At 62.9% G+C, this 23679-nt stretch carries 22 protein-coding genes and 1 other RNA gene; 5 read left to right on the top strand and 18 right to left on the bottom strand.

The genetic code is table 11. From position 1 onward, the window contains the following. Window positions 1-68 precede the first annotated feature (68 nt). Complete coding sequence (locus V6093_RS22475) at window positions 69-524, top strand: DUF721 domain-containing protein (protein ID WP_003251875.1); 456 nt, start codon at window positions 69-71, stop codon at window positions 522-524. 47 nt (window positions 525-571) lie between these two features. Here V6093_RS22475 and lpxC read toward each other — a convergent pair whose 3' ends face one another. From lpxC to rsmI, 18 genes are all read right to left on the bottom strand, one after another. Further along, window positions 572-1483 carry a UDP-3-O-acyl-N-acetylglucosamine deacetylase gene (gene lpxC / locus V6093_RS22470; protein WP_003251873.1) on the bottom strand — a complete coding sequence of 304 codons (912 nt, stop codon included), beginning with the start codon at window positions 1481-1483 and terminating at the stop codon, window positions 572-574. Window positions 1484-1595: 112 nt separating this feature from the next. After that, window positions 1596-2792 (bottom strand): cell division protein FtsZ, encoded by a 1197-nt coding sequence (ftsZ, locus tag V6093_RS22465; RefSeq protein WP_003251871.1) that lies wholly within the window; start codon window positions 2790-2792, stop codon window positions 1596-1598. A gap of 55 nt (window positions 2793-2847) precedes the next feature. After that, on the bottom strand, window positions 2848-4110 hold the full coding sequence (gene ftsA, locus V6093_RS22460; protein ID WP_003251867.1) for a cell division protein FtsA: 1263 nt from the start codon (window positions 4108-4110) through the stop codon (window positions 2848-2850). A gap of 14 nt (window positions 4111-4124) precedes the next feature. Next, window positions 4125-4994 (bottom strand): cell division protein FtsQ/DivIB, encoded by an 870-nt coding sequence (locus V6093_RS22455; RefSeq protein WP_003251865.1) that lies wholly within the window; start codon window positions 4992-4994, stop codon window positions 4125-4127. A 5-nt stretch (window positions 4995-4999) separates the two neighbouring features. Beyond that, complete coding sequence (locus V6093_RS22450) at window positions 5000-5956, bottom strand: D-alanine--D-alanine ligase (protein WP_003251863.1); 957 nt, start codon at window positions 5954-5956, stop codon at window positions 5000-5002. Further along, window positions 5953-7401 (bottom strand): UDP-N-acetylmuramate--L-alanine ligase, encoded by a 1449-nt coding sequence (murC, locus tag V6093_RS22445; protein ID WP_003251860.1) that lies wholly within the window; start codon window positions 7399-7401, stop codon window positions 5953-5955. Before murC ends, V6093_RS22450 begins: the two co-directional genes overlap by 4 nt. Then, a complete protein-coding gene (murG, locus tag V6093_RS22440; protein ID WP_003251858.1) occupies window positions 7394-8473 on the bottom strand; it encodes an undecaprenyldiphospho-muramoylpentapeptide beta-N-acetylglucosaminyltransferase in 1080 nt (359 codons plus the stop codon). Before murG ends, murC begins: the two co-directional genes overlap by 8 nt. Beyond that, window positions 8463-9677, bottom strand: a complete 1215-nt coding sequence (ftsW, locus tag V6093_RS22435) for a putative lipid II flippase FtsW (RefSeq protein ID WP_003251856.1) — start codon at window positions 9675-9677, stop codon at window positions 8463-8465. Before ftsW ends, murG begins: the two co-directional genes overlap by 11 nt. Further along, window positions 9674-11020 carry a UDP-N-acetylmuramoyl-L-alanine--D-glutamate ligase gene (gene murD / locus V6093_RS22430; protein WP_003251854.1) on the bottom strand — a complete coding sequence of 449 codons (1347 nt, stop codon included), beginning with the start codon at window positions 11018-11020 and terminating at the stop codon, window positions 9674-9676. Before murD ends, ftsW begins: the two co-directional genes overlap by 4 nt. A 6-nt stretch (window positions 11021-11026) precedes the next feature. After that, complete coding sequence (mraY, locus tag V6093_RS22425; RefSeq protein WP_003251852.1) at window positions 11027-12109, bottom strand: phospho-N-acetylmuramoyl-pentapeptide-transferase; 1083 nt, start codon at window positions 12107-12109, stop codon at window positions 11027-11029. Beyond that, window positions 12109-13476 (bottom strand): UDP-N-acetylmuramoyl-tripeptide--D-alanyl-D-alanine ligase, encoded by a 1368-nt coding sequence (gene murF, locus V6093_RS22420; RefSeq protein ID WP_047604412.1) that lies wholly within the window; start codon window positions 13474-13476, stop codon window positions 12109-12111. The genes mraY and murF overlap by 1 nt, the downstream gene beginning before the upstream one ends. After that, complete coding sequence (locus tag V6093_RS22415) at window positions 13469-14956, bottom strand: UDP-N-acetylmuramoyl-L-alanyl-D-glutamate--2,6-diaminopimelate ligase (protein ID WP_265978991.1); 1488 nt, start codon at window positions 14954-14956, stop codon at window positions 13469-13471. Before V6093_RS22415 ends, murF begins: the two co-directional genes overlap by 8 nt. Continuing rightward, the gene (locus V6093_RS22410; protein WP_161775025.1) at window positions 14956-16701 is read right to left on the bottom strand and encodes a penicillin-binding protein 2; all 1746 of its coding nucleotides are present in this window, start codon (window positions 16699-16701) and stop codon (window positions 14956-14958) included. Before V6093_RS22410 ends, V6093_RS22415 begins: the two co-directional genes overlap by 1 nt. Continuing rightward, window positions 16701-16994 (bottom strand): cell division protein FtsL, encoded by a 294-nt coding sequence (gene ftsL / locus V6093_RS22405; RefSeq protein ID WP_003251845.1) that lies wholly within the window; start codon window positions 16992-16994, stop codon window positions 16701-16703. Before ftsL ends, V6093_RS22410 begins: the two co-directional genes overlap by 1 nt. Next, complete coding sequence (rsmH, locus tag V6093_RS22400; RefSeq protein ID WP_003251843.1) at window positions 16991-17938, bottom strand: 16S rRNA (cytosine(1402)-N(4))-methyltransferase RsmH; 948 nt, start codon at window positions 17936-17938, stop codon at window positions 16991-16993. Before rsmH ends, ftsL begins: the two co-directional genes overlap by 4 nt. Further along, window positions 17935-18390: a division/cell wall cluster transcriptional repressor MraZ gene (mraZ, locus tag V6093_RS22395; protein ID WP_004575120.1), complete on the bottom strand. Its 456-nt coding sequence runs from the start codon at window positions 18388-18390 to the stop codon at window positions 17935-17937. Before mraZ ends, rsmH begins: the two co-directional genes overlap by 4 nt. Before the next feature lie 308 nt (window positions 18391-18698). Next, window positions 18699-19074, bottom strand: an RNA gene (rnpB, locus tag V6093_RS22390) — RNase P RNA component class A. Between the two features lie 67 nt (window positions 19075-19141). Beyond that, window positions 19142-20017, bottom strand: a complete 876-nt coding sequence (rsmI, locus tag V6093_RS22385) for a 16S rRNA (cytidine(1402)-2'-O)-methyltransferase (RefSeq protein ID WP_003251840.1) — start codon at window positions 20015-20017, stop codon at window positions 19142-19144. Between the two features lie 186 nt (window positions 20018-20203). Between rsmI and V6093_RS22380 the strand changes: the two genes are divergently transcribed. The 4 genes from V6093_RS22380 to V6093_RS22365 all read left to right on the top strand — a co-directional run bounded on the left by V6093_RS22380 (window position 20204) and on the right by V6093_RS22365 (window position 23647). Further along, complete coding sequence (locus tag V6093_RS22380) at window positions 20204-22021, top strand: penicillin-binding protein activator (RefSeq protein ID WP_012053655.1); 1818 nt, start codon at window positions 20204-20206, stop codon at window positions 22019-22021. Further along, window positions 22021-22392, top strand: a complete 372-nt coding sequence (locus V6093_RS22375) for a YraN family protein (RefSeq protein ID WP_003251836.1) — start codon at window positions 22021-22023, stop codon at window positions 22390-22392. The genes V6093_RS22380 and V6093_RS22375 overlap by 1 nt, the downstream gene beginning before the upstream one ends. Window positions 22393-22478: 86 nt before the next feature. Further along, entirely contained in the window at window positions 22479-23072 is a 594-nt protein-coding gene (locus V6093_RS22370; RefSeq protein ID WP_012053657.1) for a phosphoheptose isomerase, read from the top strand. Beyond that, complete coding sequence (locus tag V6093_RS22365; protein ID WP_004575118.1) at window positions 23069-23647, top strand: BON domain-containing protein; 579 nt, start codon at window positions 23069-23071, stop codon at window positions 23645-23647. Before V6093_RS22370 ends, V6093_RS22365 begins: the two co-directional genes overlap by 4 nt. The last annotated feature ends 32 nt before the right edge of the window (window positions 23648-23679 follow it).

The following is a 23679-nucleotide window of genomic DNA, read 5'->3' as shown; positions in this document are numbered from 1 at the left end:
CATGAAAGCTATCGAGAACCAGTCTTGTCTTTGGCTGCCTGTGCCCACGTCACCTCACGCGTACCCCCATGGCCTACAAACCCTCCCCCGCCCAGCCACCTTCCGCCCTGCTGCGCCAGGTGCGCCCGCTGCGCCTGCTGCTGAACCAGGCCGAGCGCCTGGAGCACCTGCAGCGCCTGCTGGAAAGCCAGTTGCAACCGGCTGCCCGCGAGCACTGCCATGTGGCGTCCTGGCGCGATGGTACTTTGTTGCTGGTGGTTACCGACGGCCATTGGGCAACCCGCCTGCGCTACCAGCAGAAGCGCTTGTTGGCGGCCCTGCAGGCCATGGAAGCATTCGGCAACCTCAGGCGCATCCTGTACAAGGTACAGCCGCCGCTGGTACCGGCCAAGCGTGGCGGGCATGCGGCCGAGCTTTCGAACAGCGCGGCCGAGAGCCTGCGCGACACCGCCGAGGGCATTACCGACCCCAAACTGCGTGCCGCACTGGAACGGTTGGCCGCCCACGCCCAGGGCAAGCCATAAAAAAGGCCACCCGAAGGTGGCCTTAATGAACTAGAGAGTGTTCGAACTTACACGGCCGCAACAGGGCGCATGTACGAGATCGGTGCCGTGCTGGCATCTTCGAAAGTGACCACTTCCCAGGCATCGGTTTCAGCAATCAGCTTGCGCAACAGCTGGTTGTTCAGCGCGTGGCCGGACTTGAAGCCCTTGAACTCGCCAATCAGGCTGTTGCCCAGCAGGTACAGATCGCCGATGGCGTCGAGGATCTTGTGCTTGACGAATTCGTCTTCGTAACGAAGGCCGTCTTCGTTGAGCACGCCGTCCTCATCGACCACGATGGCGTTCTCGACACTGCCACCCAACGCAAGGTTGTGCTTGCGCAGGTACTCGATGTCACGCATGAAGCCAAAAGTACGCGCGCGGCTGACTTCCTTCACGAACGACGTGCTGGAAAAGTCGACGCTGGCGCTCTGGGTCCGGTTGCGAAGCACCGGGTGATCGAAATCGATCTCGAAGCTCACCTTGAAACCTTCGAAAGGCAGGAACGTGGCGCGCTTGTCGCCCTCTTCCACGGTTACCTCACGCAGGATGCGGATGAACTTCTTGGCTGCGTCCTGTTCTTCCAGGCCGGCAGACTGAATCAGGAATACAAAAGGACCGGCGCTGCCATCCATGATCGGCACTTCCGAGGCGGAGAGCTCGACGTAGGCGTTATCGATGCCCAGGCCCGCCATGGCGGAGAGCAGGTGCTCGACCGTATCGACCTTGACGTCACCGTTGACCAACGTCGTCGACATGGTTGTCTCGCCGACGTTGGCCGCACGCGCAGGGATCTCGACCACAGGGTCGAGGTCGGCGCGGCGGAAGACGATGCCGGTGTCAACAGGTGCAGGCTTGAGGGTCAGGTAAACCTTCTCCCCGGAGTGCAGACCGACACCTGTGGCACGGATGGTATTCTTCAGGGTGCGTTGTTTAATCATGGCATTGGCCGCTTCAGCGCAAATTGCGAACAGGTATCAACAAAGGCTGGGGATGATAACAGACCCAACCTTTGATGAATACCAATCACCTTTATACCCCTGATAAATTCCATTAATCAGCCTGACGACGCAGGAATGCCGGGATATCGAGGTAGTCCAGGTCATCCTGAGGGTTCAGTTTAGCGGCTGCGGCAGCACCTGCATGCGCCTGGTTGCGCATGACGGTCGGGCGCTCCAGGTCACGGTAGTTGACCGCTGGCTGCTCCTGGCGCACCGGCGCAGGATTGGACGCTTCGTACGCCTGCTGGGCAGTCTGCAGGGTATTGTCGACCACCTTCACAGGCTTCTCGATGCGTGCGCCCAGACCAGTGGCCACCACGGTCACGTGCAGTTCGTCACGCATGTCCGGGTCAATCACGGTGCCGACCTTGACCATCGCGTGGTCGGAGGCGAAGGCTTCGATGATGCTACCCACGTCGGAGTACTCACCCAGCGACAGGTCCGGGCCTGCGGTGATGTTCACCAGGATACCGCGGGCGCCCTGCAGGTTGACGTCTTCCAGCAGCGGGTTACGGATAGCTGCCTCGGTGGCTTCACGTGCACGGTTCGGGCCGCTGGCGCAGCCAGTACCCATCATGGCCATGCCCATTTCACCCATCACGGTGCGCACGTCGGCGAAGTCGACGTTGATCATGCCTGGGCGCTTGATGATGTCGGAGATACCGCGTACGGCACCGGCCAGTACATCGTCAGCCTTGGCGAAGGCAGACAGCAGGCTGGCATCCTTGCCCAGGATGGTCAGCAGCTTCTCGTTGGGGATGGTGATCAACGAGTCGACGCTTTCAGCCAGCATGCGGATGCCTTCATCGGCGATCTGCATGCGCTTGCGGCCTTCGAACGGGAACGGACGGGTCACCACTGCAACGGTGAGGATACCCATTTCCTTGGCCACTTCGGCAATGATTGGCGCTGCACCGGTACCGGTACCGCCACCCATGCCGGTGGTGATGAACACCATGTTGGTGCCCTGCAGCACTTCAGCGATGCGCTCACGGTCTTCCAGCGCGGCCTGACGGCCGACTTCCGGATTGGCACCGGCACCCAGGCCCTTGGTCACACCCGTGCCCAATTGCAGGATGGTGCGCGCGCCAATGTTTTTCAGCGCCTGGGCATCGGTGTTGGCGCAGATAAATTCCACGCCTTCGATGCTGCTCTTGACCATGTGATTGACGGCGTTGCCGCCACCACCACCAACGCCGATCACTTTGATGACCGGACTTTGCGGGACGTTGTCTACGAGCTCGAACATTTTCCCTCTCCTTACAGTTCTCTAGTTGTTGCGCCTACCACTACTGCTTTGAAACTTAGAAGTTGCCCTGGACCCACTTCTTGAAGCGTTCAAGCACTGGGGCCTTCGGTTCATCGCCATAGCTGTTGCTGCTGCTGTTGCTGTTACCGGTCAGGGCCAAATCCTCGGACTGCTTCAGCAGGCCGTAGGTGAGCAAGCCCACACCGGTGGAATAGATCGGGTTGCGCACCACGTCGCTCAGCCCCCGAACGCTGTGCGGCACGCCCAGGCGTACCGGCATGTGGAAGATTTCCTCGGCCAGTTCCACGGCGCCTTCCATCTTCGCGGTGCCGCCAGTGAGGACGATGCCGGCGGGCACCAGGTCTTCGTAGCCGCTGCGGCGCAGTTCGGCCTGGATCAGGGTAAAGAGCTCGTCGTAACGTGGCTCCACCACCTCGGCCAGGGCCTGGCGCGACAGCTCGCGCGGTGGGCGATCGCCCACGCTCGGCACCTTGATGGTCTCGCCAGCGCCAGCCAGTTTGGCCAAGGCACAGGCGTAGCGGATCTTGATTTCTTCGGCGTACTGGGTCGGGGTCCGCAGGGCCATGGCGATGTCGTTGGTCACCTGGTCGCCAGCAATCGGGATGACCGCCGTGTGGCGGATGGCGCCCTCGGTGAAGATGGCGATGTCGGTGGTGCCGCCACCGATGTCCACCAGGCACACGCCCAGTTCTTTTTCATCATCGGTCAGCACCGAGTAGGCCGAAGCCAGCTGTTCGAGGATGATGTCGTCGATTTCCAGGCCGCAGCGGCGCACACACTTCTCGATGTTCTGGGCGGCGTTGACGGCGCAAGTGACCACGTGAACCTTGGCTTCCAGACGCACGCCAGACATGCCCAGCGGCTCGCGCACGCCTTCCTGGTTGTCGATCACATAGTCCTGCGGCAAGGTGTGCAGCACGCGCTGGTCGGCCGGAATCGCCACGGCCTGGGCAGCGTCGAGTACGCGCTCCAGATCCGCCAGGCTGACCTCGCGGTCACGGATGGCAACGATGCCGTGGGAGTTCAGGCTGCGGATGTGATTACCGGCCACACCGACGAACGCCGAGTGGATACGGCAGCCGGCCATCAGCTGCGCCTCTTCCACGGCGCGCTGGATCGACTGCACGGTGGACTCGATGTTCACCACCACGCCTTTTTTCAGGCCACGGGACGGATGGGTGCCGATCCCGACGATTTCCAGGGTGCCGTCTTCGCCCACTTCGCCCACCAGCGCCACCACCTTGGAGGTGCCAATGTCCAGCCCGACGATCATTTTGCCGCTATGCGCGTTTGCCATGGTCCTGCCTCTCTCTAATTCTTCGCAACGGCGGGTTGGGCCGTCGTCGGTGCAATCGGTTCCCGCCAACCAACGGCAAGTCCGTTGGAATAACGCAGATCAATGCGGGCGATAGTGGTGATCTGGTCTTTGAGTGTCTTGTCGTAAATGGCAATGAAACGGCGCATCTTCTCCACCAGATGATCGCGCCCCAGCAGCAACTCGATGCCTGGCCCGGCACTGCTCGCACCGGTGGTCAGGAACCAGCTGCCTCGCTCGCGCAGCTCCAGGCGAGCGATGGAAAAGCCCAAGGGGCGCAGCATCTGGCTCAATACCTGATACTGCTGCATGACTTGTTGCTGAGCACGCTGCGGCCCGGCCAGCTGCGGCAGGTGCTCATAGTTGGCCAGCTCGCGCGGGGTGAAAGCCTGACCCTGGTTGTTGAGCAGGGCTGCGTCCCCCCAGCGTGCCACCGGCAGCTGCTCTTCAAGGCGGATCACCACCTCGTCGGGCCACACCCGGCGCACTTCGGCGTGGGCGATCCACGGCATCTGCTCGAGCTCGGCCCGCATCGCCGGCAGGTCGACGCTGAAGAAGCTCGCCGCCACGTAGGGCGCGATACGCTGCTGCACCGACTGCTGACTGATGTAGCTGAGGTCGCCCTGCACATCGATCTTGGTGATCGGGCGGTCGGCGTACGGCATCAGGCGAATGGCGCCCTCGTAGGCACCAAAGCCGGCCGCCACCAGCAACACCGGCCACAGCAAGCGCTTGAGGCCGCCCAGGCTTGGCCGGGGCAGGCGCGCCGATACGGGCTCGTCGGCCACCAGCCGGCTGGCACCACGCGGCACCGGCTTGCTACGGCCGGTAACGGGTTGCTGCTGACGTATCATCGCGCCTTGCATGGTTATTAACCTCGCGTCGCCACGCTTTCGGCCAGGATTGCCAGCACCAGTTGCTGGAAGTCCAGGCCAGCCGCGCGGGCCGCCATGGGCACCAGGCTATGATCTGTCATGCCTGGTGCGGTGTTGACTTCGAGCAGCCAGAACTGGCCCTGCTCGTCCTGCATCACGTCCAACCGCCCCCAGCCTTCGATGCCAATGGCATCGCAGGCGCGCGCGGTCAGGTCGATCAGTTCCTGTTCCTTGACGCTATCCAGCCCGCACGGGATGCGGTACTGGGTATCGTTGGCGATGTACTTGGCGTCGTAGTCGTAGAACACGTGCGGCGTACCCAGGGCGATCGGCGGCAGCACCTGGCCGCGCAGTACCGCGATGGTGAACTCCGGACCGTGGATCCACTGCTCCACCAGTACCTGGGAATCGTATTTGGCGGCGTCCTGCCAGGCGGCGACCAGTTCCTGGGCGCTGTTCACCTTGGCCATGCCGATGCTAGAGCCTTCATGGGCGGGTTTGACGATAAGCGGGAAGCCCAGTTCCGTACTGGCCTGCAAACAATCGCTTTCGCTCGCCAGCACCGCGTGGCGTGGCGTGGGAATGCCCAGGCTCTGCCACACCTGCTTGGTGCGCAGCTTGTCCATCGCCAGCGCCGAAGCCAGGATGCCGCTGCCGGTGTAGGGGATGCCCAGGCACTCCAGCAAACCTTGCATGCTCCCGTCTTCACCGCCACGGCCGTGGAGGATGATGAAGGCGCGGTCAATCTTCTCGCTCTGCAGGCGTGCGAGCAGGTCGTCACCGACGTCGATGCCAACCACGTCGACGCCGGCAGTGCTCAGCGCATCGATCACTGCGGCGCCAGATTTCAGCGACACCTCACGCTCGGCGCTCTTGCCACCGTACAGCACGGCGACGCGGCCGAACGCCTTGACGTCCAGGGTCGACTGCAGCTTGTCGTAGGCGCTGGTCATTTCGACTTCTCCTGCTTGGCGCCTGCGAACAGCGGGCTTTTCATCAACTGCGGGGCCAGGCCGCCGACATCACCGGCACCCTGACAGATCAAAATGTCGCCAGCGCGCAGCAGTGGCTTGACCAGCGGTGCCAGCTCGACGCCGCGCTCGATGTAGATCGGGTCCAGCTTGCCGCGCTGGCGGATGCTGTGGCACAGCTGACGGCTGTCGGCACCGGGGATCGGCTCTTCGCCGGCCGGGTAGACCTCCATCAGCAGCAGCACGTTGGCATCGCCCAGCACCTGGACGAAATCGTCGTACAGGTCGCGGGTGCGGCTGTAGCGGTGCGGCTGGTAGACGATCACCAGGCGGCGGCTTGGCCAGCCACCGCGCACAGCCTTGATCACCGCCGCCACTTCGGTGGGGTGATGACCGTAGTCGTCGACCAGCATCACACTGCCGCCTTCGACCGGCAGCTCGCCGTATACCTGGAAGCGACGACCGACACCCTGGAAGCCGGACAGGCCCTGGACGATGGCCTCGTCAGTAATGCCTTCGTCAGTGGCGATGGCGATGGTCGCCAGGGCGTTGAGCACGTTGTGGTTGCCGGGCATGTTCACCGAAACCTCCAACGGCTCGCGATCACGGCGCAGCACGGTGAAGTGGGTCTGCATGCCCTGCTGACGCACATTGATGGCGCGGATGTCGGCCTCTTCGCTGAAGCCGTAAGTCACGGTAGGACGCTTGACCTGCGGCAGGATCTCGCGAACCACCGGGTCGTCCAGGCACATCACCGCCAGCCCATAGAACGGCAGGTTGTGCAGGAACTCGACGAAGGTTTTCTTCAGCTTGTTGAAGTCACCTTCGTAGGTCGCCATGTGGTCGGCGTCGATGTTGGTGACAACCGCGACCATCGGCTGCAGGTGCAGGAAGCTGGCATCGCTTTCGTCTGCTTCAGCGATCAGGTAGCGGCTGGTGCCCAGCTGCGCATTGGTACCGGCAGCGGTAAGACGGCCACCGATAACGAAGGTTGGGTCCAGGCCACCGGCGGCGAACACTGAAGCCAGCAGGCTGGTCGTGGTGGTCTTGCCGTGAGTACCGGCAACGGCCACGCCATGGCGGTAACGCATCAGCTCGGCGAGCATCTCGGCACGCGGCACCACCGGAATGCGCCGCTCCAGTGCGGTGGCAACTTCCGGGTTGGCCGGGTTGATGGCGCTGGACACCACCAACACATCGGCGGTGGCAGCGTTCTCGGCGCGGTGGCCGACGAAGATCTCAGCGCCAAAGGACTCCAGGCGCTCGGTCACCGGCGAGGCTTTAAGGTCCGAACCGGACACTTCATAGCCCAGGTTCAGTAACACTTCGGCAATACCGCACATGCCCACGCCGCCGATGCCGACGAAATGAATGCGGCGAATACGGCCCATCTTCGGCTGGGGCATGGCTTTCTGGCTCTCAACCATGGGCCACCTCCAGGCAGATATCGACCACGGTGCTGGTTGCAGCAGGTTTGGCCAGGCGCCGTGCGGTGCCAGCCATGACGTTGAGTTTCTCGGGTTGCATCAGCACCTCGTTCAGGCGTTCAGCGAGTTGCGCTGCGCCAGTTGTCGCTTGTGGCATCAGGAAGGCAGCGCCTTCGCGGGCCAGATATTGGGCGTTGTGGGTCTGGTGATCGTCGATCGCGTGGGGCAAAGGCACCAGCATCGAAGGCAGGCCTGCTGCCGCCAGTTCGCTGACAGTCAGGGCACCGGCTCGGCACACCACCAGGTCGGCCCAGCCATAAGCTTGAGCCATGTCGTTGATGAAGGGCTCTACCTGAGCCTCGACGCCCACCTCGTGATAACGCTCGGCGGTGATCGGTGCGTGCTGCTTGCCTGCCTGGTGGAACACCTCTGGCCGCAGCGCCGCGGGCACTTCAGACAGGGCCTTAGGCAACAATTTGTTCAATGGTTCCGCACCCAGGCTGCCACCGAGCACCAACAGGCGTGCGCGGCGCTCGCCCAAGGGCACGCGTTGCGCGTCCATGAAGAGTTCCGGGCGCACCGGGTTGCCGGTGGTGCGACGCTTGTCGCTGGCCTCGAAGGTGTTCGGGAAAGCTTCGCAGACCCGCGCCGAGAGTGGCACCAGCAACCGATTGGCGGTACCGGCCCTGGCGTTCTGCTCATGGATCACCAGTGGCACGCCGCACAGCCGCGCAGCCACGCCGCCCGGGCCGGTCACATAGCCGCCAAAGCCCAAGACACATACGGGCTTGAGCTGGCGAATGATGCGCCGTGCCTGCAGCACGGCCTTGACCAACGTGAAAGGCGCCTTGAGCAACGACAGCTTGCCCTTGCCGCGCAAGCCGCTGACCTGAATCAGGTGCAATGGCAAGCCTGCCTGTGGCACCAACTCGTTCTCGATGCCACGCGGGGTGCCCAACCAGTGCACGCTGTAACCGCGCTTCTGGAACTCACGGGCGCAGGCCAGCGCCGGGAATACGTGCCCCCCGGTGCCGCCGGCCATGATCAATACATTTTTGCCTTCAGCGGCCATGACTGGTCTCCTCGGCAAAATCGCTTTCGCTGAATTCGTGCTCCTCACTGCCCAGATGCGTGCGGCTCTCCCACTCGATGCGCAGCAACAGGCCTACGCAGGCGCAGCAGATCACCAGCGAGCTCCCCCCGTAACTGAGAAACGGCAGGGTCAGGCCCTTGGTCGGCAGCAGGCCGACGTTCACACCGATGTTGATCAGGAACTGGCCAATCCACAGGAAAGCCAGGCCGAACGCCATGTAGGCGGCAAAGAACTGTTTGGCTTTTTCGGCCCACAGGCCGATGTACAGGGCGCGCACGGTGACGAACACGAACAGCGCGACGGTCAGCAGCGAGCCGACCACGCCCAGTTCTTCCGCCAGGACCGAGAACACGAAGTCGGTGTGCGCTTCAGGCAGGTAGAACTGCTTCTGCACGCTGTTGCCCAGGCCAACGCCCAGCCACTCGCCACGGCCGAAGGCGATCAGTGCCTGGGTCAGCTGGTAGCCGGAGCCGAACTGATCGGCCCAGGGGTCGGTGAACGTAATAAGGCGCGCCATCCGGTAGGGCTGCGCCTGAACCAGAACAAATACCGCCAGCACCGCCAGCACCACCATCAGGCTGAAGCGGAACAGCCCCACCCCTCCCAGAAACAACATGGCCGCCGCCGCGCCCATCATGACCACGGTGGCGCCAAAGTCCGGTTCCATCAGCAGCAAGGCGGCCATGGGCAGCAGTACGATGAACGGCTTGAAGAAGCCCATCCAGGTTTCGCGCACCTCGGTCTGTCGGCGTACCAGGTAGCCGGCCAGGTAGATGACCACGAACACCTTGGCGATTTCCGAAGGCTGCACGTTGAAGAAGCTGAAACCGATCCAGCGCATGGAGCCGTTAACCTCACGGCCGATACCCGGCACCAGGACCAGGACCAGCAGGCCGAAGGCGCCAAGCAGCATCATGAAGCCCATGCGCTGCCAGGTGGCGATCGGCACCAGCATGGTTGCACCGCAGGCCACCAGGCCGAGGAACACGTACACCAGGTGGCGGAACATGTGATACAGCGGGTTGCCGGACTGTACAGCAGCCACTTCCGAGGAGGCCGAAGTGATCATCACCAAGCCCAGGCCCAGCAAGGCCAGGCAACCGGCGAGCATCGGGAAGTCCAGGTCGACGCCACGGCCGCTGATCAGCGGCGACGGGTAGGGTTTGAAGATGCCGAAGATCATGCGAGACCTCCCGCTGCCTGGGCGAACAGGCGCCCCCGTTCCTCGAAGTTCTTGAACATGTCGAGGCTGGCGCATGCTGGCGACAGCAGCACGGCATCGCCGGCCTGGGCCAGTTCGGCACACTGCTGTACGGCATCGTCAAGCGTCTTGACCCGAACCAGTGGCACGGCATCGCCCAAGGCCTCGGCCAGGCGCTCGGCATCACGGCCGAGCAATACCACGGCGCGGCAGAAACGCTTGACCGGCTCGCGCAGCGCAGTGAATTCAGCACCTTTGCCGTCACCACCGGCGATCAGCACCAACTTGCCTTCGATATCGGCGCCCAGGCCTTCGATGGCGGCCAGGGCAGCACCGACGTTGGTGGCCTTGGAATCGTCGTACCAGTTCACGCCATTACGCTCGCGTACCCACTGGCACCGGTGGGCCAGGCCACCGAACTCGCGCAGGGCCGCGAGCATGGGCTCGAACGGCAGGCCGGCAGCATGCCCCAGGGCCAGCGCCGCCAGGGCGTTGCTCTGGTTGTGAGCACCGCGAACCTTCAGTTCACGCGCCGGCATCAGCGTCTGGAACTCGAACGCCAGGTATTTTTCACCGTCCACTTCACGCAGGCCAAACGCTTTGAAGTCGGGCGAGTTGAGGCCGAAGGTCCAGCATGGTCGGCCTTCCACCGGCAGCGGCCGGCTCAGGGCGTCCTGGCGGTTGACCACAACCTGGCGGGCACCGCGGAAAATCCGGTGCTTGGCCAGGTGGTAGGCCGGAAGGCCGCTATAGCGGTCCATGTGGTCTTCGCTGATGTTCAGAACAGTCGCCACTTCGGCGTTGAGCTGGTCAGTGGTTTCCAGCTGGAAGCTGGAAAGCTCCAGCACGTACAGCTCGATGTCATCGGCCAGCAGGTCGAGCGCCGGGGTACCGAGGTTACCGCCCACGGCCACTCGCTTGCCGGCCTTGGCGGCCATTTCACCGACCAGCGTCGTGACGGTGCTCTTGGCGTTGGAACCGCTGATGGCAATGATCGGCGCCTTGGCATGGCGAGCAAACAGCTCTATGTCGCCAGACAGCTTCACGCCACGCGCGGCCGCCTGCTGCAAGGCCGGCGTGGCCAAGGCCAGACCGGGGCTCACGTACAACTCGTTGGCGCGGCACAGGAAGTCCACGTCCAGTTCACCACAGCGCACTTCCACCTGCGGGTAATCACGGCGCAGGGTTTCCAGTTCCGGCGGTTGCTCGCGGGTATCGGCGACCGCAAAGGCAATGCCCCGGCTCGCCAGGAAGCGAACCAGGGACATGCCGCTCTTGCCGAGGCCGACAACGATGCGGAATTGGTCGGAAGCGATCAAAGACACGCTCATCTACCTCAGTTTCAGGGTTGCAAGGCCAATCAGTACCAGGATCACGGTGATGATCCAGAATCGGACGATCACCCGGGGCTCTGGCCAGCCCTTGAGTTCAAAGTGGTGGTGGATCGGCGCCATGCGGAACACGCGCTTGCCGGTCAGCTTGAAGGAAGCGACCTGGATGACCACCGACAGGGTTTCCACCACGAAGATGCCGCCCATGATGAACAGCACGATTTCCTGGCGCACGATGACGGCGATGGTGCCCAGCGCGGCGCCCAGCGCCAGCGCGCCGACGTCACCCATGAACACTTGCGCCGGGTATGTGTTGAACCACAGGAAGCCCAGGCCGGCACCGATCAGCGCGCCGCAGAACACGATCAGCTCGCCCGAGCCCGGCACGTAGGGGATCAACAGGTACTCGGCAAACTTCACGTTACCCGACAGGTAGCAGAAGATGCCCAGCGCGCCGCCGACCATCACCGTCGGCATGATTGCCAGGCCGTCAAGGCCATCGGTGAGGTTGACCGCGTTGCTCGAGCCGACAATGACGAAGTAGGTCAGTACGACGAAGCCGACGCCCAGTGGAATGGTGACATCCTTGATGAACGGCAGGATCAGCGTGGTCTCGACGCTGGTTGGCGCCGTCTTGTACAGGAACACTGCCGCCGCCAGGCCGAACACCGACTGCCAGAAGTACTTCCAGCGGCTTGGAAGGCCACGGGAGTTCTTTTCGATCACCTTGCGGTAGTCATCGACCCAGCCAATGGCACCGAACGCCAGGGTGACGATCAGCACAACCCAAACATAGCGGTTGCTCAGGTCGGCCCACAGCAAGGTGCTGACGGCGATGGCCGACAGGATCAGCGCACCACCCATGGTCGGGGTGCCGGACTTGGACAGGTGCGATTGCGGGCCGTCGTTACGCACGGCCTGGCCGATCTGGCGAATTTGCAGGGTACGGATCATCCAGGGGCCCAGCCACAGCGCCAGGGACAATGCGGTCAGTACGCCAAGAATCCCGCGCAGGGACAGGTACTGAAAGACCGCAAAGCCTTTGTGGAACTGTTGCAGATACTCGGCCAACAGCAGCAGCATTAATGTTTCTCCCCGCTGGCACCGCACAATGCCGCTACGACGTTTTCCATCGCAGCGCTGCGCGAGCCCTTGATCAAGATAGTGGTGTCACTGGCATTCTCGGCGCTAACCGCATCGATCAGCTCAGCTTGAGTAGCGAAATGGCGGCCATTGGCGCCGAACGCCTTGACCGCATGTGTCATGTTGGAACCCACTGCGTACAGGGCGTCGACCTTGCCACGCGCGTAGTCACCCACCTGACGGTGGCCTTCTTCCGCCCATTGCCCCAATTCGCCGATATCCCCAAGCACCAGAACGGTGCGTCCGGAAAAGCCGGCGAGTATATCAATGGCTGCGCACATAGAGGTGGGATTTGCGTTGTAACTGTCGTCGATTACCCGTACCCCGTTCGGCGCGATCTGCGCCACGGTGCGCCCCTTGACCGGTTGCACCGCCGCCAGGCCGGCGGCGATGCCGCTCAGGCTCAGACCAACGGCATGTGCAGCGGCGGCGGCGGCCAAGGCATTGCTGACGTTGTGTTCACCCAGCACATTGAGTTGCACGTCTACCGTTTCACCGGCGCCATGCAGGGTGAAGGACGGGCAGCCACGGGCATCGCGACCAATGTCTGACGCGTGGAAATCGGCCTTCGGGTTGCTGCGTGCGAAACTGACAACCTTGTGCGCACCGGCACGCGCCTTCCAGATATCAAAGGCTTTGTCGTCCAGGTTGAGAATGGCAATACCGCCTTCGCCCAGGCCTTCGAGAATCTCGCCCTTGGCTTCGACGATCTTGTCCGGGCCGCCGAATTCGCCAACGTGGGCAGTACCGGCATTGTTGATGATGACCACCTGCGGTTGCGTCAGGCCCACGGTGTAGCGGATTTCGCCAATGCGCGAGGCACCCAGCTCAATCACTGCTGCGCTGTGCTCCGGTGCGATCTCCAGCAGTGTCAGCGGTGCACCGAGGTCATTGTTCAAGTTGCCGCGGGTAGCGTGCACCAGGCCACGGGTACGCAGGATGCTGGCGAGCATTTCCTTGACCGTGGTCTTGCCGCTGGAACCGGTAATGGCCACTACAGGCTTGTCGAAAGCCGCGCGGTTCAGGGCGCCGAGCTGACCCAGTGCTACCCGGCAATCCTTGACCAGCAACTGCGGCAGGTCGACACCGGCCACTTCACGCTCGACCAGGGCAGCCACTGCGCCTTTGGCTTTCACATCCGCCAGGTAGTCATGGCCATCGAAACGCGGGCCGGCCAGGGCGACGAACAGCTGCCCGGCGCTGACACTGCGGCTATCGATGCTGACGCCGGTGAACGTGGCGTCGCCACCGATGTGTTGACCCTTCAGTGCTGTGGTCAGCTGGCTGAGTGACAACGGCTTAAGCATGTGGAGCCTCCCAGGCTGCAAGTGCCTTTTCGGCTTCGGTCAAATCGGAGAAATCATGGCGCTCGCCATTGATCTCCTGGTAATCCTCGTGCCCCTTGCCAGCCAGCACGATCACATCGTTGGCAGCGGCGGTGGCAATCAGGTGCGCAATGGCTTCGCCACGCCCGGCGACGAACTCGACGTCGTCAGGCCTGGTGAAACCGGGGCGAATGTCATCGAAGATGCGCGACGGATCTTCAGTACGCGGGTTGTCGTCGGTGACCAGTACGCGGTCGGCCAGGCGCTCGGCCACTTCGGCCATCAGCGGGCGCTTGCCGCGATCACGGTCACCGCCGCAGCCGAACAGGCACAACAGTTTGCCATGAGCGTGCGGGCGCAGGGCCTCGAGTACTTTTTCAAGTGCATCCGGTGTGTGTGCATAGTCGACCACCACCAGCGGCTTGTCGCCGCCACCCAGGCGCTGCATGCGGCCTACCGGCCCCTGCAGTTGCGGCGTGACCTTGAGGATCTCGTCCAGCGCATAGTCCAGCGCCAGCAGGGTCGCGACAGCGGCCAGCATGTTGCTCAGGTTGAAGCGACCCAGCAGTTGGCTGCGCAAGATACGCTCACCTTGGGCGGTGACGAGGGTGGCGCGCACGCCATCGTCACTGAATACGGCTTCGCGGCAGAACAGCGAGGCTTCAAGGTTTTCCAGGCTGTAGCTCAGCAGCCGGGTTTCGATATGGTCGACACTCGGGCGACGCGCGAAGTCGGCCGCCAGACGACGACCAAAGTCGTCATCCAGGTTGACCACCTGGCAACGCAGGCTCGGCCAGGCGAACAGCTTGGCCTTGGCGGCCTCATAGGCTTCCATGCTGCCGTGATAGTCGAGGTGGTCGCGGGACAGGTTGGTCATCACCGCGATGTCGAATTCCAGTGCGGCAACCCGGCCTTGCTCCAGGGCATGGGAAGACACTTCCATGGCCACGGCCTTGGCGCCGCCTTTCTTGAGGTCGTTGAGGGTCGATTGCACGGCAATCGGGTCGGGCGTGGTCAGGCGGCCGCTCTGCAACTCGCCGTAGAAACCCGTCCCCAGGGTGCCAATCAGACCGCAGCGCTGGCCAAGCAGGTCGAGCGCCTGGGCTACCAGTTGGGTAACGCTTGTCTTGCCGTTGGTGCCGGTCACGCCGACCAGATTCAACTGGCGGCTCGGTTCACCGTAGAAGCGCCCGGCGATGTCTGACAGCTGAGCGATCAGGCCTTTGACCGGAATCAGCGGCGCATCGGTCAGCGGCAGCACGCTGGCACCCTGCTCTTCGTAGGCCACGGCGGCAGCGCCACGGGCCAGGGCATCGGCGATATGCTCGCGGCCATCGACCTTGGCACCCGGCACCGCCAGGAACAAGTCACCCGGGCGCACATTACGGCTGTCCAGGGTCAGCTCACGAATCAATGGATCACGGCTGGCGTGGGCGAAAAGTTTGCTTAGTGGCATTGTCATCATCCACGCCCTCCCTTGGCGGCTGCTGCATTGACTTGCGATTGCACGGCGGGTGCAGGTGCAGGTGGCGGCAGGTTGTCTGGCGGCACGTTCATCAGGCGCAGGGTGCCGGACATGACCTTGCTGAATACAGGCGCCGATACCAGACCACCGAAGTAGCCGCCCTTGCCCGGCTCGTCGATGACCACAACGATGGCGTAGCGCGGGTCGCTCATTGGCCCGAAGCCGGCGAACAGCGAGCGGTAGGCGTTTTCGGTGTATCCCTTGGCACCCACGGTGGCCTTACGCGCGGTGCCGGACTTGCCGGCCACGTGATAGAACGGCACCTGGGCACGGAAGACGCCGCGCGGCGCTTCGATCACCTGCTGCAGCATGCCTTGAACGGTTTCGGCGACATCCTTCGGAATGGCCTGCACGGCTTCCGGCGCCTTGTCGACCTTGATGATCGACAGCGGCACCATCTTGCCGTCGTTGGCCAGCGCCGCGTAGGCATGCACCAGCTGCAGGGCAGTCACCGATACGCCGTAGCCATAGGACAGGGTTGCGGTCTCGGCCTTGCGCCACTCACGGTGGTTGGGCAGGTTGCCGACACGTTCGCCCGGGAAGCCAAGACCGGTGTACTGGCCCAGGCCGACCTGGGACATGACGCGGTAGATGGCCTCGCCGCCGATGTCGAAGGCGATCTTGCTCATGCCAACGTTACTGGAGTTGATCAGGATGCCGGTCAAATCAAGAATCGGGCCCTCGCTGCGCGACACGTCCTTGATGGTGTAGCGCCCGATCTGCAGGCTGCCAGGGTACACCTCGACCTTGTCGGTAGGCTTCCAGCGGCCGCTCTGCAACGCCGCACTCATGGAGATCGGCTTGACCGTGGAGCCTGGCTCGAACACGTCGATGATCGCCCGGTTACGCATGGCCGCCGGGAACATGCTACGGCGGTTGTTGGGGTTGTAGGTCGGCTGGTTGACCATGGCCAGGACCTCACCGGTCTTGACGTCCATGATCACCAGGCTGCCGGCCTTGGCGTCCTGTTCGGCAATGGCATTGCGCAGCTCGCGGGTAGCCAGGTACTGCAGGCGCAGGTCTATCGACAACGCCAAGGTCTTCCCGGCCTTGGCGTTCTTGGTTACCTGAATGTCCTTGATCAGCCGGCCGCGCCGGTCCTTGATCACCTGGCGCTTGCCGGGCACACCGGCCAGCCACTCGTCATAGGCCAGCTCCACCCCTTCACGACCGTGGTCGTCGAGGTCGGTAAAGCCGACCATGTGTGCAGTCACATCACCGGCCGGATAGAAGCGGCGGAATTCTTCCAGGCCGTACACACCAGGCACTTTGAGGTCGAGCACGTGCTGGCCCTGCTCGGGGGTCAGCCCCCGGACCAGGTAGATGAACTCTTTGTTGGCCTGCTGGGTCAGGCGCTCGATCAACTGCTGCGGGTTTTGCCCCAGCGCAGCGGCCAATTGCGGCCAGCGCTCCTTAGAGGCCTGCATCTCTTTGGGGTTGGCCCACAACGTGGTGACCGGGGTACTCACGGCCAACGGCTCACCGTTGCGGTCGGTAATCAAGCCGCGGTGCGCGGGGATGGGGATGTGACGCAGGCTGCGTGCATCGCCCTGGCCCTTGAGGAAGTCACGGTCAACCACCTGGAGGTCGATGATGCGCCAGCAAATGGCGCCGACCATGATCGCCAGCAAACCGATCACTACGCGGAAGCGCCACGGGTAGAGTGCGCCTTCGAGCTTCATCATGGCGCCACCATCCGGACTTCGTCAGCTGATGGCACGCGCATCTTCAACTGCTCGGAGGCCAGGCTCTCGATGCGGCTGGCAGCAGTCCAGGTACTCTGCTCAAGAATCAGCCGGCCCCACTCGGCCTGAGCCTTGTCGCGCTCGTTCAATTCACCGTACAGGGTGTTGAGCAGTTGACGGTTCCAGTGCGCACTGTAGGACACGGCAATGGCCGAAACCAGCACGCCGACAAACAGCAGAAGCATCAGGAAGCTTCCGCCTGGCAAGGGTTTGGCAAGTAGCCTGCTCACCGCAGCTTCTCCGCCACGCGCATCACGGCGCTACGCGACCGCGGGTTGGCCTTGAGCTCGGCCTCGGAGGCGAACTGAGCCTTGCCGATGAGCTTGATTTTCGGCTCGAAGACCTTGTGCTGAACCGGCAGGTTGCGCGGCAGGTTGTCGGCCTCACCCTTCACCAGCTTGCGCATGAACAGTTTGACGATACGGTCTTCCAGCGAGTGGAAACTGATGACCGCCAGGCGACCACCGACTTCGAGCGCATCGAGCGCAGCCTCAAGGCCAGCCTCCAGGTCGCCCAGCTCGTTGTTGACGTGAATGCGAAGACCCTGGAAGGCACGGGTAGCCGGGTTCTTGCCCTTTTCCCATGCCGGGTTGGCCACTTTGAGTACCTCCGCCAGGTCGGCGGTACGGGTGAAGGGCTGTTTTTCACGGCGCTCGACCACTGCACGCGCCATGCGCCCGGCAAAGCGTTCTTCGCCGTACTCCTTGAAGACGCGGGCGATTTCTTCCACGGGCGCAGTGGCGATGAACTCGGCGGCACTGATGCCCTGGTCCGGGTTCATGCGCATGTCCAGCGGGCCATCATTGAGGAAGCTGAAGCCACGCTCTGGGTCATCCAGCTGCGGCGAGGACACGCCCAGGTCCAGCAACACACCACTGACCTTGCCGTGCAGGCCGCGCGCTGCGACTTCCGCACCCAGCTCGGCAAAACTGCGCTGCACAATGACAAAGCGGCCGTCTTCGGCCGCCAGCGCTTGCCCCGTGGCAATCGCCTGTGGATCTTTGTCGAAGCCCAAGAGCCGCCCTTGCGGCCCGAGCTTGCTGAGAATCAGACGGCTGTGTCCGCCACGGCCGAAAGTGCCGTCCAGATAGCAACCGTCGGCGCGCAGGGCCAATGCCTCGACAGCTTCGTCGAGCAGGACGGTAATGTGGTTGAAGCCGCTATCTATGGTCACAGGATCAGGTCACGCAATTCGTCGGGCATGGCGCCCGGTTGTTGAATAGCTGCAAGGTCAGCTGCCGAAACCGCGTTCCAGGCATCTTCATCCCACAGCTGGAATTTGTTCAGTTGCCCCACCAGCATCGCCTTCTTGTCGAGCTTGGCGTATTCACGCAGGCGGGGCGGCACCAGGAAACGCCCGCTGCCATCGAGCTCCAGGTCAACCGCATTACCGATCAGCAAACGCTGCAGGCGGCGGTTTTCCTCACGCAACGATGGCAAGGCACGCAACTTGGCTTCTATCTGTTCCCACTCATCGAGGGGATAAACACACAAGCAGGGGTCTACGGCGTCAATGGTCACGATCAGTTGACCATTGCAACGTGAGTCGAGCTCGTCACGGTACCGGCTCGGCATGGCGAGACGGCCCTTTGCATCGAGGCTGACGGCGTTGGCTCCGCGGAACACGGCTGTGATTCCCCACAATGTTAGCTTTTTTGTGTCAGAAAACCCACTTCATCCCACTTTCTGCCACTTGCGCACACTATAGGAATCCGCCCGCAGCACCGTCAAGGCACGTTCATAAGGAAAAGCCTTACAGGACCGAGATTTAGCGCAACAACGGAATGTGGAAGGACTGCCAGAGAGAGAAAAACACGAGAAAAATCAAACCCACGCAAACGAATGGAGTTCGAAGTTAAAGTAATTTATTAAGAGTAAGATTTTTTCGGTATTACCAGAGAGGATCTGCTATCGATTCAAGCAGGGAAAGAAAGGTGGAGAGTCGATCTGTAAGCCGGGTTTTGTCGAGGACAGTCATTCCTCTACGACGGCCATCACTGGACGCCTCTAGCAACCTACCCGGTTCCGACGCGGGCCACGCCTGATGGAACCCTATTTGGTCTTGCTCCGAGTGGGGTTTACCTAGCCACGAACTGTTGCCAGCCGTGCGGTGCGCTCTTACCGCACCTTTTCACCCTTACCGGCACCGAAGTGCTTAGGCGGTTATTTTCTGTGGCACTTTCCGTAGGCTCACGCCTCCCAGGCGTTACCTGGCACTCTGCCCTATGGAGCCCGGACTTTCCTCCCCCTGCTGCTCACACAACAAAAAGTTGCGGAACAAAAACAGGCAGCGACTGTCCGATCGACTCTCCGCCGCCAAGGTTACCGGCACGCGCGCGCAAGAACAAGCGCCACCGACATTTATATCAAAATGCCACTACTCGGCTTTCTGCTTTTCCAGGGCAAGTTGATACAAGAGGTTCTTGCGCACCCCGGTAATTTCCGCTGCAAGCGCCGCCGCCCGCTTCAGTGGCAACTCAGCCAACAGCAGGTCGAGCACGCGCTGTGCTTCGGCACTGATGGCCTGCTCGCCCTCCGGCGCACTCCATCCGCCGACCAGCACCACGCACTCACCGCGCTGCTGATTGCTGTCGCCGGCTACGAACGCACGCAACTCAGCCAGCGGCAAGCCCTTTAGGGTCTCGAAGGTCTTGGTCAGTTCGCGCGCCAGCAACGCCGGACGATCGCCACCAAATACCGCCTCCATGTCTTCAAGACACTCCAGGATGCGATGCGGGGCTTCATAGAAGATCAACGTGCGCGGCTCTTCCCTCACCTGCTCCAGGCGCGCCCGGCGCCCTGCCTGCTTGGCCGGCAGGAAGCCTTCGAAGATGAAGCGGTCCGATGGCAGGCCTGCCGCCGATAGCGCGGCGATCAAGGCACAGGCGCCCGGCACCGGCACCACGCTCACCCCCGCGGCCCGCGCCTGACGCACCAAGTGGTAGCCCGGGTCGGAAATCAGAGGCGTGCCGGCATCAGAGACGAGCGCCACATTTTCACCCGCCAGCAGCTTGGAGAGAAAACGCCCGCCCTCGTCACGCTCGTTGTGCTCATGACAAGCGGCCAACGGCGTATCAATGCCAAAGTGTTGCAGCAGGCGGATCGAATGACGGGTGTCTTCGGCGGCGATCAGCGCCACATCCGCCAGCACCTTCAGCGCCCGGGCGCTCATGTCGTCGAGGTTGCCGATGGGGGTTGCCACCACATACAGCGTCCCCACCGCGGATTTCGAAGCCCCTGCCACATCAGTCACTGCGCACACCTGTCATTCGGATCAAAGGCGCCATTGTAGCCCGAGCGCCTGCAACAGGGCGCAAAGAAACTCGCCGGCGATCAGGAACACGCCGCCTATAGTGAAGGATCGACACAGCAACATCGCGCCCCGGCCAGTGCTTGGGTACAATTGCCGGCCAACTTGATCGAGTAACAGGACCTTTACATGATCGCTTGCCTGCGGCTGCTCACAGCCCTCTGCCTCGCCGCCCTGCTGGCAGCCTGCGCCAGCTCGCCCTCATCCAGCCTGGGCGAACTGCCACGCACCCCGGATGCCAGCATCGAGCAACTGCTCGAAAAGGCCGCTTCCAGCAAGTCTGCAGAAGACGCCGCCCTGCTGCGCCTGAGCGCGGCCGACCTGGCCTACAAGCAGAAGGACTTCCCACGCGCCGCACGCATTCTCGAGCAGGTCCCGCTGGACACGCTCAAGCCGGCCCAGCAAGTGTTCGCCAGCACCCTCGCGGCGGAACTGGCCATGAGCCGCAACCAGCCCAAAGCAGCGCTGACCGCCCTGGCCCACCCGAGCCTGCAGCGCCTTGCCGAGCTGCCGACAGAACAGCAAGTGCGCACCTACAGCGTGCACGCCGCCGCGCTCGAAGCCGACGGCCAGGCCCTGGCTGCCGCACAGCAGCGCACTCTCCTGGCCCCGCTGCTTGGCGGCCAGGCCGCCAGCACCAACAATGACGCCATCTGGGCCTTGGTTGCATCGCTTCCGGCAGAGCAACTGCAGCAGCCAACCAACGATCAGACCCTGGCTGGCTGGACCAGCCTGGCCTTCGCCGTGAAAAGCGCCGGCACCCTGGAGCAGCAGCAAGCGGCCATCGAAGCCTGGGTCAAACAGCACCCGGACCACCCTGCCGCCCAGCAACTGCCGCTGGCCCTGACCAAACTCAAGGAACTGGCCAGCCAGCCGCTGACCAAGATCGCCCTGCTGCTGCCTCAGGAAGGCCCACTGGCCGGTGTAGCCCGCGCCCTGCGCGATGGCTTCATGGCCGCCCACTTCCAGGCCCAGCAAAGCGGCCAGCCAGCGCCTGCGGTGCAGGTGTTCGACAGCTCGCGTATCGGCTCGCTGGACGACTTCTATCGCCAGGCGCAAGCCGCCGGCGTGCAACTGGTCATCGGCCCGCTTGAAAAACCATTGGTCAAACAACTGGCCGCCAAACCACAGCTGCCGATCACCACGCTGGCCCTGAACTACGCCGACGCCGGCCAGAAGGCGCCGCCACAACTGTTCCAGTTCGGCCTGGCGGCCGAAGACGAAGCCCGTGAAGTGGCCCGCCGCGCCCGCGCCGATGGCATGGTCCGCGCCGTAGCCCTGGTGCCGAGCGGCGAATGGGGTGACCGTGTCCTGGCTGCCTTCCGCCAGGACTGGGAAGGCAATGGCGGAACCCTGCTCGCCGCCCAGCGCATCGCCCAACCGGTCGCCCTGGCCCAGCAGATTGCCGACCTGTTCCAGCTGCGCCAGAGCGAAGGCCGCGCCAAGAGCCTGCAAAGCACGGTGGGCGGCAGCATCGCTGCACAACCGTCGCGCCGCCAGGACATCGACTTCATCTTCCTCGCCTCGACCCCACAACAGGCGCAGCAGATCAAGCCGACCCTGAACTTCCAGTACGCCGGTGATGTGCCGGTCTATGCCACCTCGAACCTGTACAGCGCCAGCGGTGACATCAACCAGTACAATGACATGAACGGCATCCGCTTCTGCGAAACACCGTGGCTGCTCGACACCAGCAACAGCCTGCGTCAACAGGTTGTACAGCAGTGGCCGCAAGCCGCTGGCAGCCTCGGTCGCCTGTATGCCATGGGCGTCGACGCCTACAGCCTGGCGCCGCGCCTGGGCCAACTGAAAGCGCTACCAGACAACCGCATCCTGGGCCTTTCGGGCAGCCTGAGCATCAATGCCAACCAGCGCGTCGAGCGCCAGCTGCCATGGGCCGAGTTCACCGGCGGCCAGGTCAAGCGCCTGCCTGACACCGCGCGCTGATGGCCGCAGCATCGCCTACCCGTGCCGGGCAAGCGGCAGAAACCCAAGCCCTTGAGTACCTTCAGGGGCAAGGGCTGCAGTTGCTGGCGCGCAACTGGCGATGCAAAGGCGGCGAGCTTGATCTGGTCATGCTCGACGCCGATACAGTAGTATTCGTCGAAGTCCGCTACCGGTTGCACGCGGGCTTCGGAGGCGCCCTCGACAGTATCGACGGGCGCAAGCAGAAACGGTTGGTGCTTGCCGCCAGCCTGTTCCTGCAGAAGGAGGCCCACTGGGGCAACTACCCCTGCCGCTTCGACGTAGTCGCCCTGCAGGGTAGCCACCATGCAGGCAGACCGCTTCAATGGCTGAAAAACGCCTTCGAATGCTGAACCCACTTCGTTTTTTTTGCTCTATGTATCGCGGGCTGGTCGTTGTTGCGCGTAGCAAAGGCCACCGCCCCATTTAAGGTCACCAGATGGACATGCAATCCCGAATTCGCCGGCTGTTCGAGGCCAGCATCGAAACCAAGCAACAGGCAATGGACATCCTGGCACCGCACATCGAGCAGGCCAGCCTGGTCATGGTCAATGCGTTGCTCAACGAGGGCAAGATGCTCGCCTGCGGCAACGGCGGCTCGGCCGGCGATGCCCAGCACTTTTCATCGGAGCTGCTCAACCGCTTCGAGCGCGAGCGTCCCAGCCTGCCAGCCATCGCGCTGACCACCGACAGCTCGACCCTGACCTCGATCGCCAACGACTACAGCTACAACGAAGTCTTTTCCAAGCAGATCCGCGCCCTGGGCCAGCCCGGTGACGTTCTGCTGGCGATCTCCACCAGCGGCAATTCGGCCAACGTAATCCAGGCAATCCAGGCCGCACATGACCGTGAAATGATTGTCGTAGCATTGACGGGTCGCGATGGCGGCGGCATGGCTTCGCTGCTGCTGCCCGAAGACGTGGAAATCCGCGTGCCTTCGACAGTTACCGCGCGTATCCAGGAAGTCCACCTGCTGGCGATCCACTGCCTGTGCGATCTGATCGACAGCCAACTGTTCGGGAGTGAAGAATGACCCCTATGCGCCTCGGCCTGATGGCCCTGACCCTGTGCCTGAGCGTCACTGGTTGCAGCTCGGTACTCACCTCTACCCGCAATTCGCCGATCGAGGACGATCGCGGCACGCGCACCATCGGTAGCAAGATCGACGACTCGCTGATCGAGACCAAGGCTGCCGTGAACATTTCCAAAGCCAACCCAGACCTGGACAAGGGCTCGCACATCGTTGTCAGCAGCTACAACGGTATCGTCCTGCTGGCCGGGCAGACCCCACGCGCCGAGCTCAAGAGCCTCGCGGAGCAAACGGCCAGCCAGGTCCAACGGGTCAAGAAAGTACACAATGAGCTGCAAGTGATGCAGCCCTCCTCCATTCTGGCGCGCAACAACGACGCCTGGCTGACCACCAAGATCAAGACCCAGATGCTGACCGACAACGCCGTGCCCAGCTCGCGCATCAAGGTGATTACCGAAAACGGCATCGTCTATCTGCTGGGTCTGGTCACCCGCCAAGAAGCCAACTCGGCCACTGCCGTGGTGCAGGGCGTGTCGGGCGTGCAGAAGATCGTCAAGCTGTTCGAGTACATCGATTGACTCAGTGATTGCCTGGACAGGCCAAACAAAAA

This window comes from Pseudomonas putida group bacterium ESBL64, from assembly GCF_045277175.1.
In the GTDB taxonomy this organism is placed as follows: domain Bacteria; phylum Pseudomonadota; class Gammaproteobacteria; order Pseudomonadales; family Pseudomonadaceae; genus Aquipseudomonas; species Aquipseudomonas alloputida.
The sequence above is the reverse complement of the archived record's forward strand: the minus strand, read 5'-3'. Positions and strand labels throughout refer to the sequence as shown.

Excerpts from the sequence above, each read along its gene's own strand:
- V6093_RS22410 (WP_161775025.1), bottom strand. The coding sequence starts at position 16,701 with ATGAAGCTCGAAGGCGCACTCTACCCGTGGCGCTTCCGCGTAGTGATC.
- V6093_RS22375 (WP_003251836.1), top strand. The coding sequence starts at position 22,021 with ATGGCCGCAGCATCGCCTACCCGTGCCGGGCAAGCGGCAGAAACCCAA.
- murF (WP_047604412.1), bottom strand. The coding sequence starts at position 13,476 with ATGCTTAAGCCGTTGTCACTCAGCCAGCTGACCACAGCACTGAAGGGT.
- ftsW (WP_003251856.1), bottom strand. The coding sequence starts at position 9,677 with ATGATCTTCGGCATCTTCAAACCCTACCCGTCGCCGCTGATCAGCGGC.
- V6093_RS22380 (WP_012053655.1), top strand. The coding sequence starts at position 20,204 with ATGATCGCTTGCCTGCGGCTGCTCACAGCCCTCTGCCTCGCCGCCCTG.
- V6093_RS22475 (WP_003251875.1), top strand. The coding sequence starts at position 69 with ATGGCCTACAAACCCTCCCCCGCCCAGCCACCTTCCGCCCTGCTGCGC.
- murC (WP_003251860.1), bottom strand. The coding sequence starts at position 7,401 with ATGGTTGAGAGCCAGAAAGCCATGCCCCAGCCGAAGATGGGCCGTATT.
- murG (WP_003251858.1), bottom strand. The coding sequence starts at position 8,473 with ATGGCCGCTGAAGGCAAAAATGTATTGATCATGGCCGGCGGCACCGGG.
- ftsZ (WP_003251871.1), bottom strand. The coding sequence starts at position 2,792 with ATGTTCGAGCTCGTAGACAACGTCCCGCAAAGTCCGGTCATCAAAGTG.
- lpxC (WP_003251873.1), bottom strand. The coding sequence starts at position 1,483 with ATGATTAAACAACGCACCCTGAAGAATACCATCCGTGCCACAGGTGTC.
- V6093_RS22365 (WP_004575118.1), top strand. The coding sequence starts at position 23,069 with ATGACCCCTATGCGCCTCGGCCTGATGGCCCTGACCCTGTGCCTGAGC.
- V6093_RS22455 (WP_003251865.1), bottom strand. The coding sequence starts at position 4,994 with ATGCAAGGCGCGATGATACGTCAGCAGCAACCCGTTACCGGCCGTAGC.
- mraY (WP_003251852.1), bottom strand. The coding sequence starts at position 12,109 with ATGCTGCTGCTGTTGGCCGAGTATCTGCAACAGTTCCACAAAGGCTTT.
- ftsA (WP_003251867.1), bottom strand. The coding sequence starts at position 4,110 with ATGGCAAACGCGCATAGCGGCAAAATGATCGTCGGGCTGGACATTGGC.
- V6093_RS22450 (WP_003251863.1), bottom strand. The coding sequence starts at position 5,956 with ATGACCAGCGCCTACGACAAGCTGCAGTCGACCCTGGACGTCAAGGCG.
- V6093_RS22370 (WP_012053657.1), top strand. The coding sequence starts at position 22,479 with ATGGACATGCAATCCCGAATTCGCCGGCTGTTCGAGGCCAGCATCGAA.
- V6093_RS22415 (WP_265978991.1), bottom strand. The coding sequence starts at position 14,956 with ATGACAATGCCACTAAGCAAACTTTTCGCCCACGCCAGCCGTGATCCA.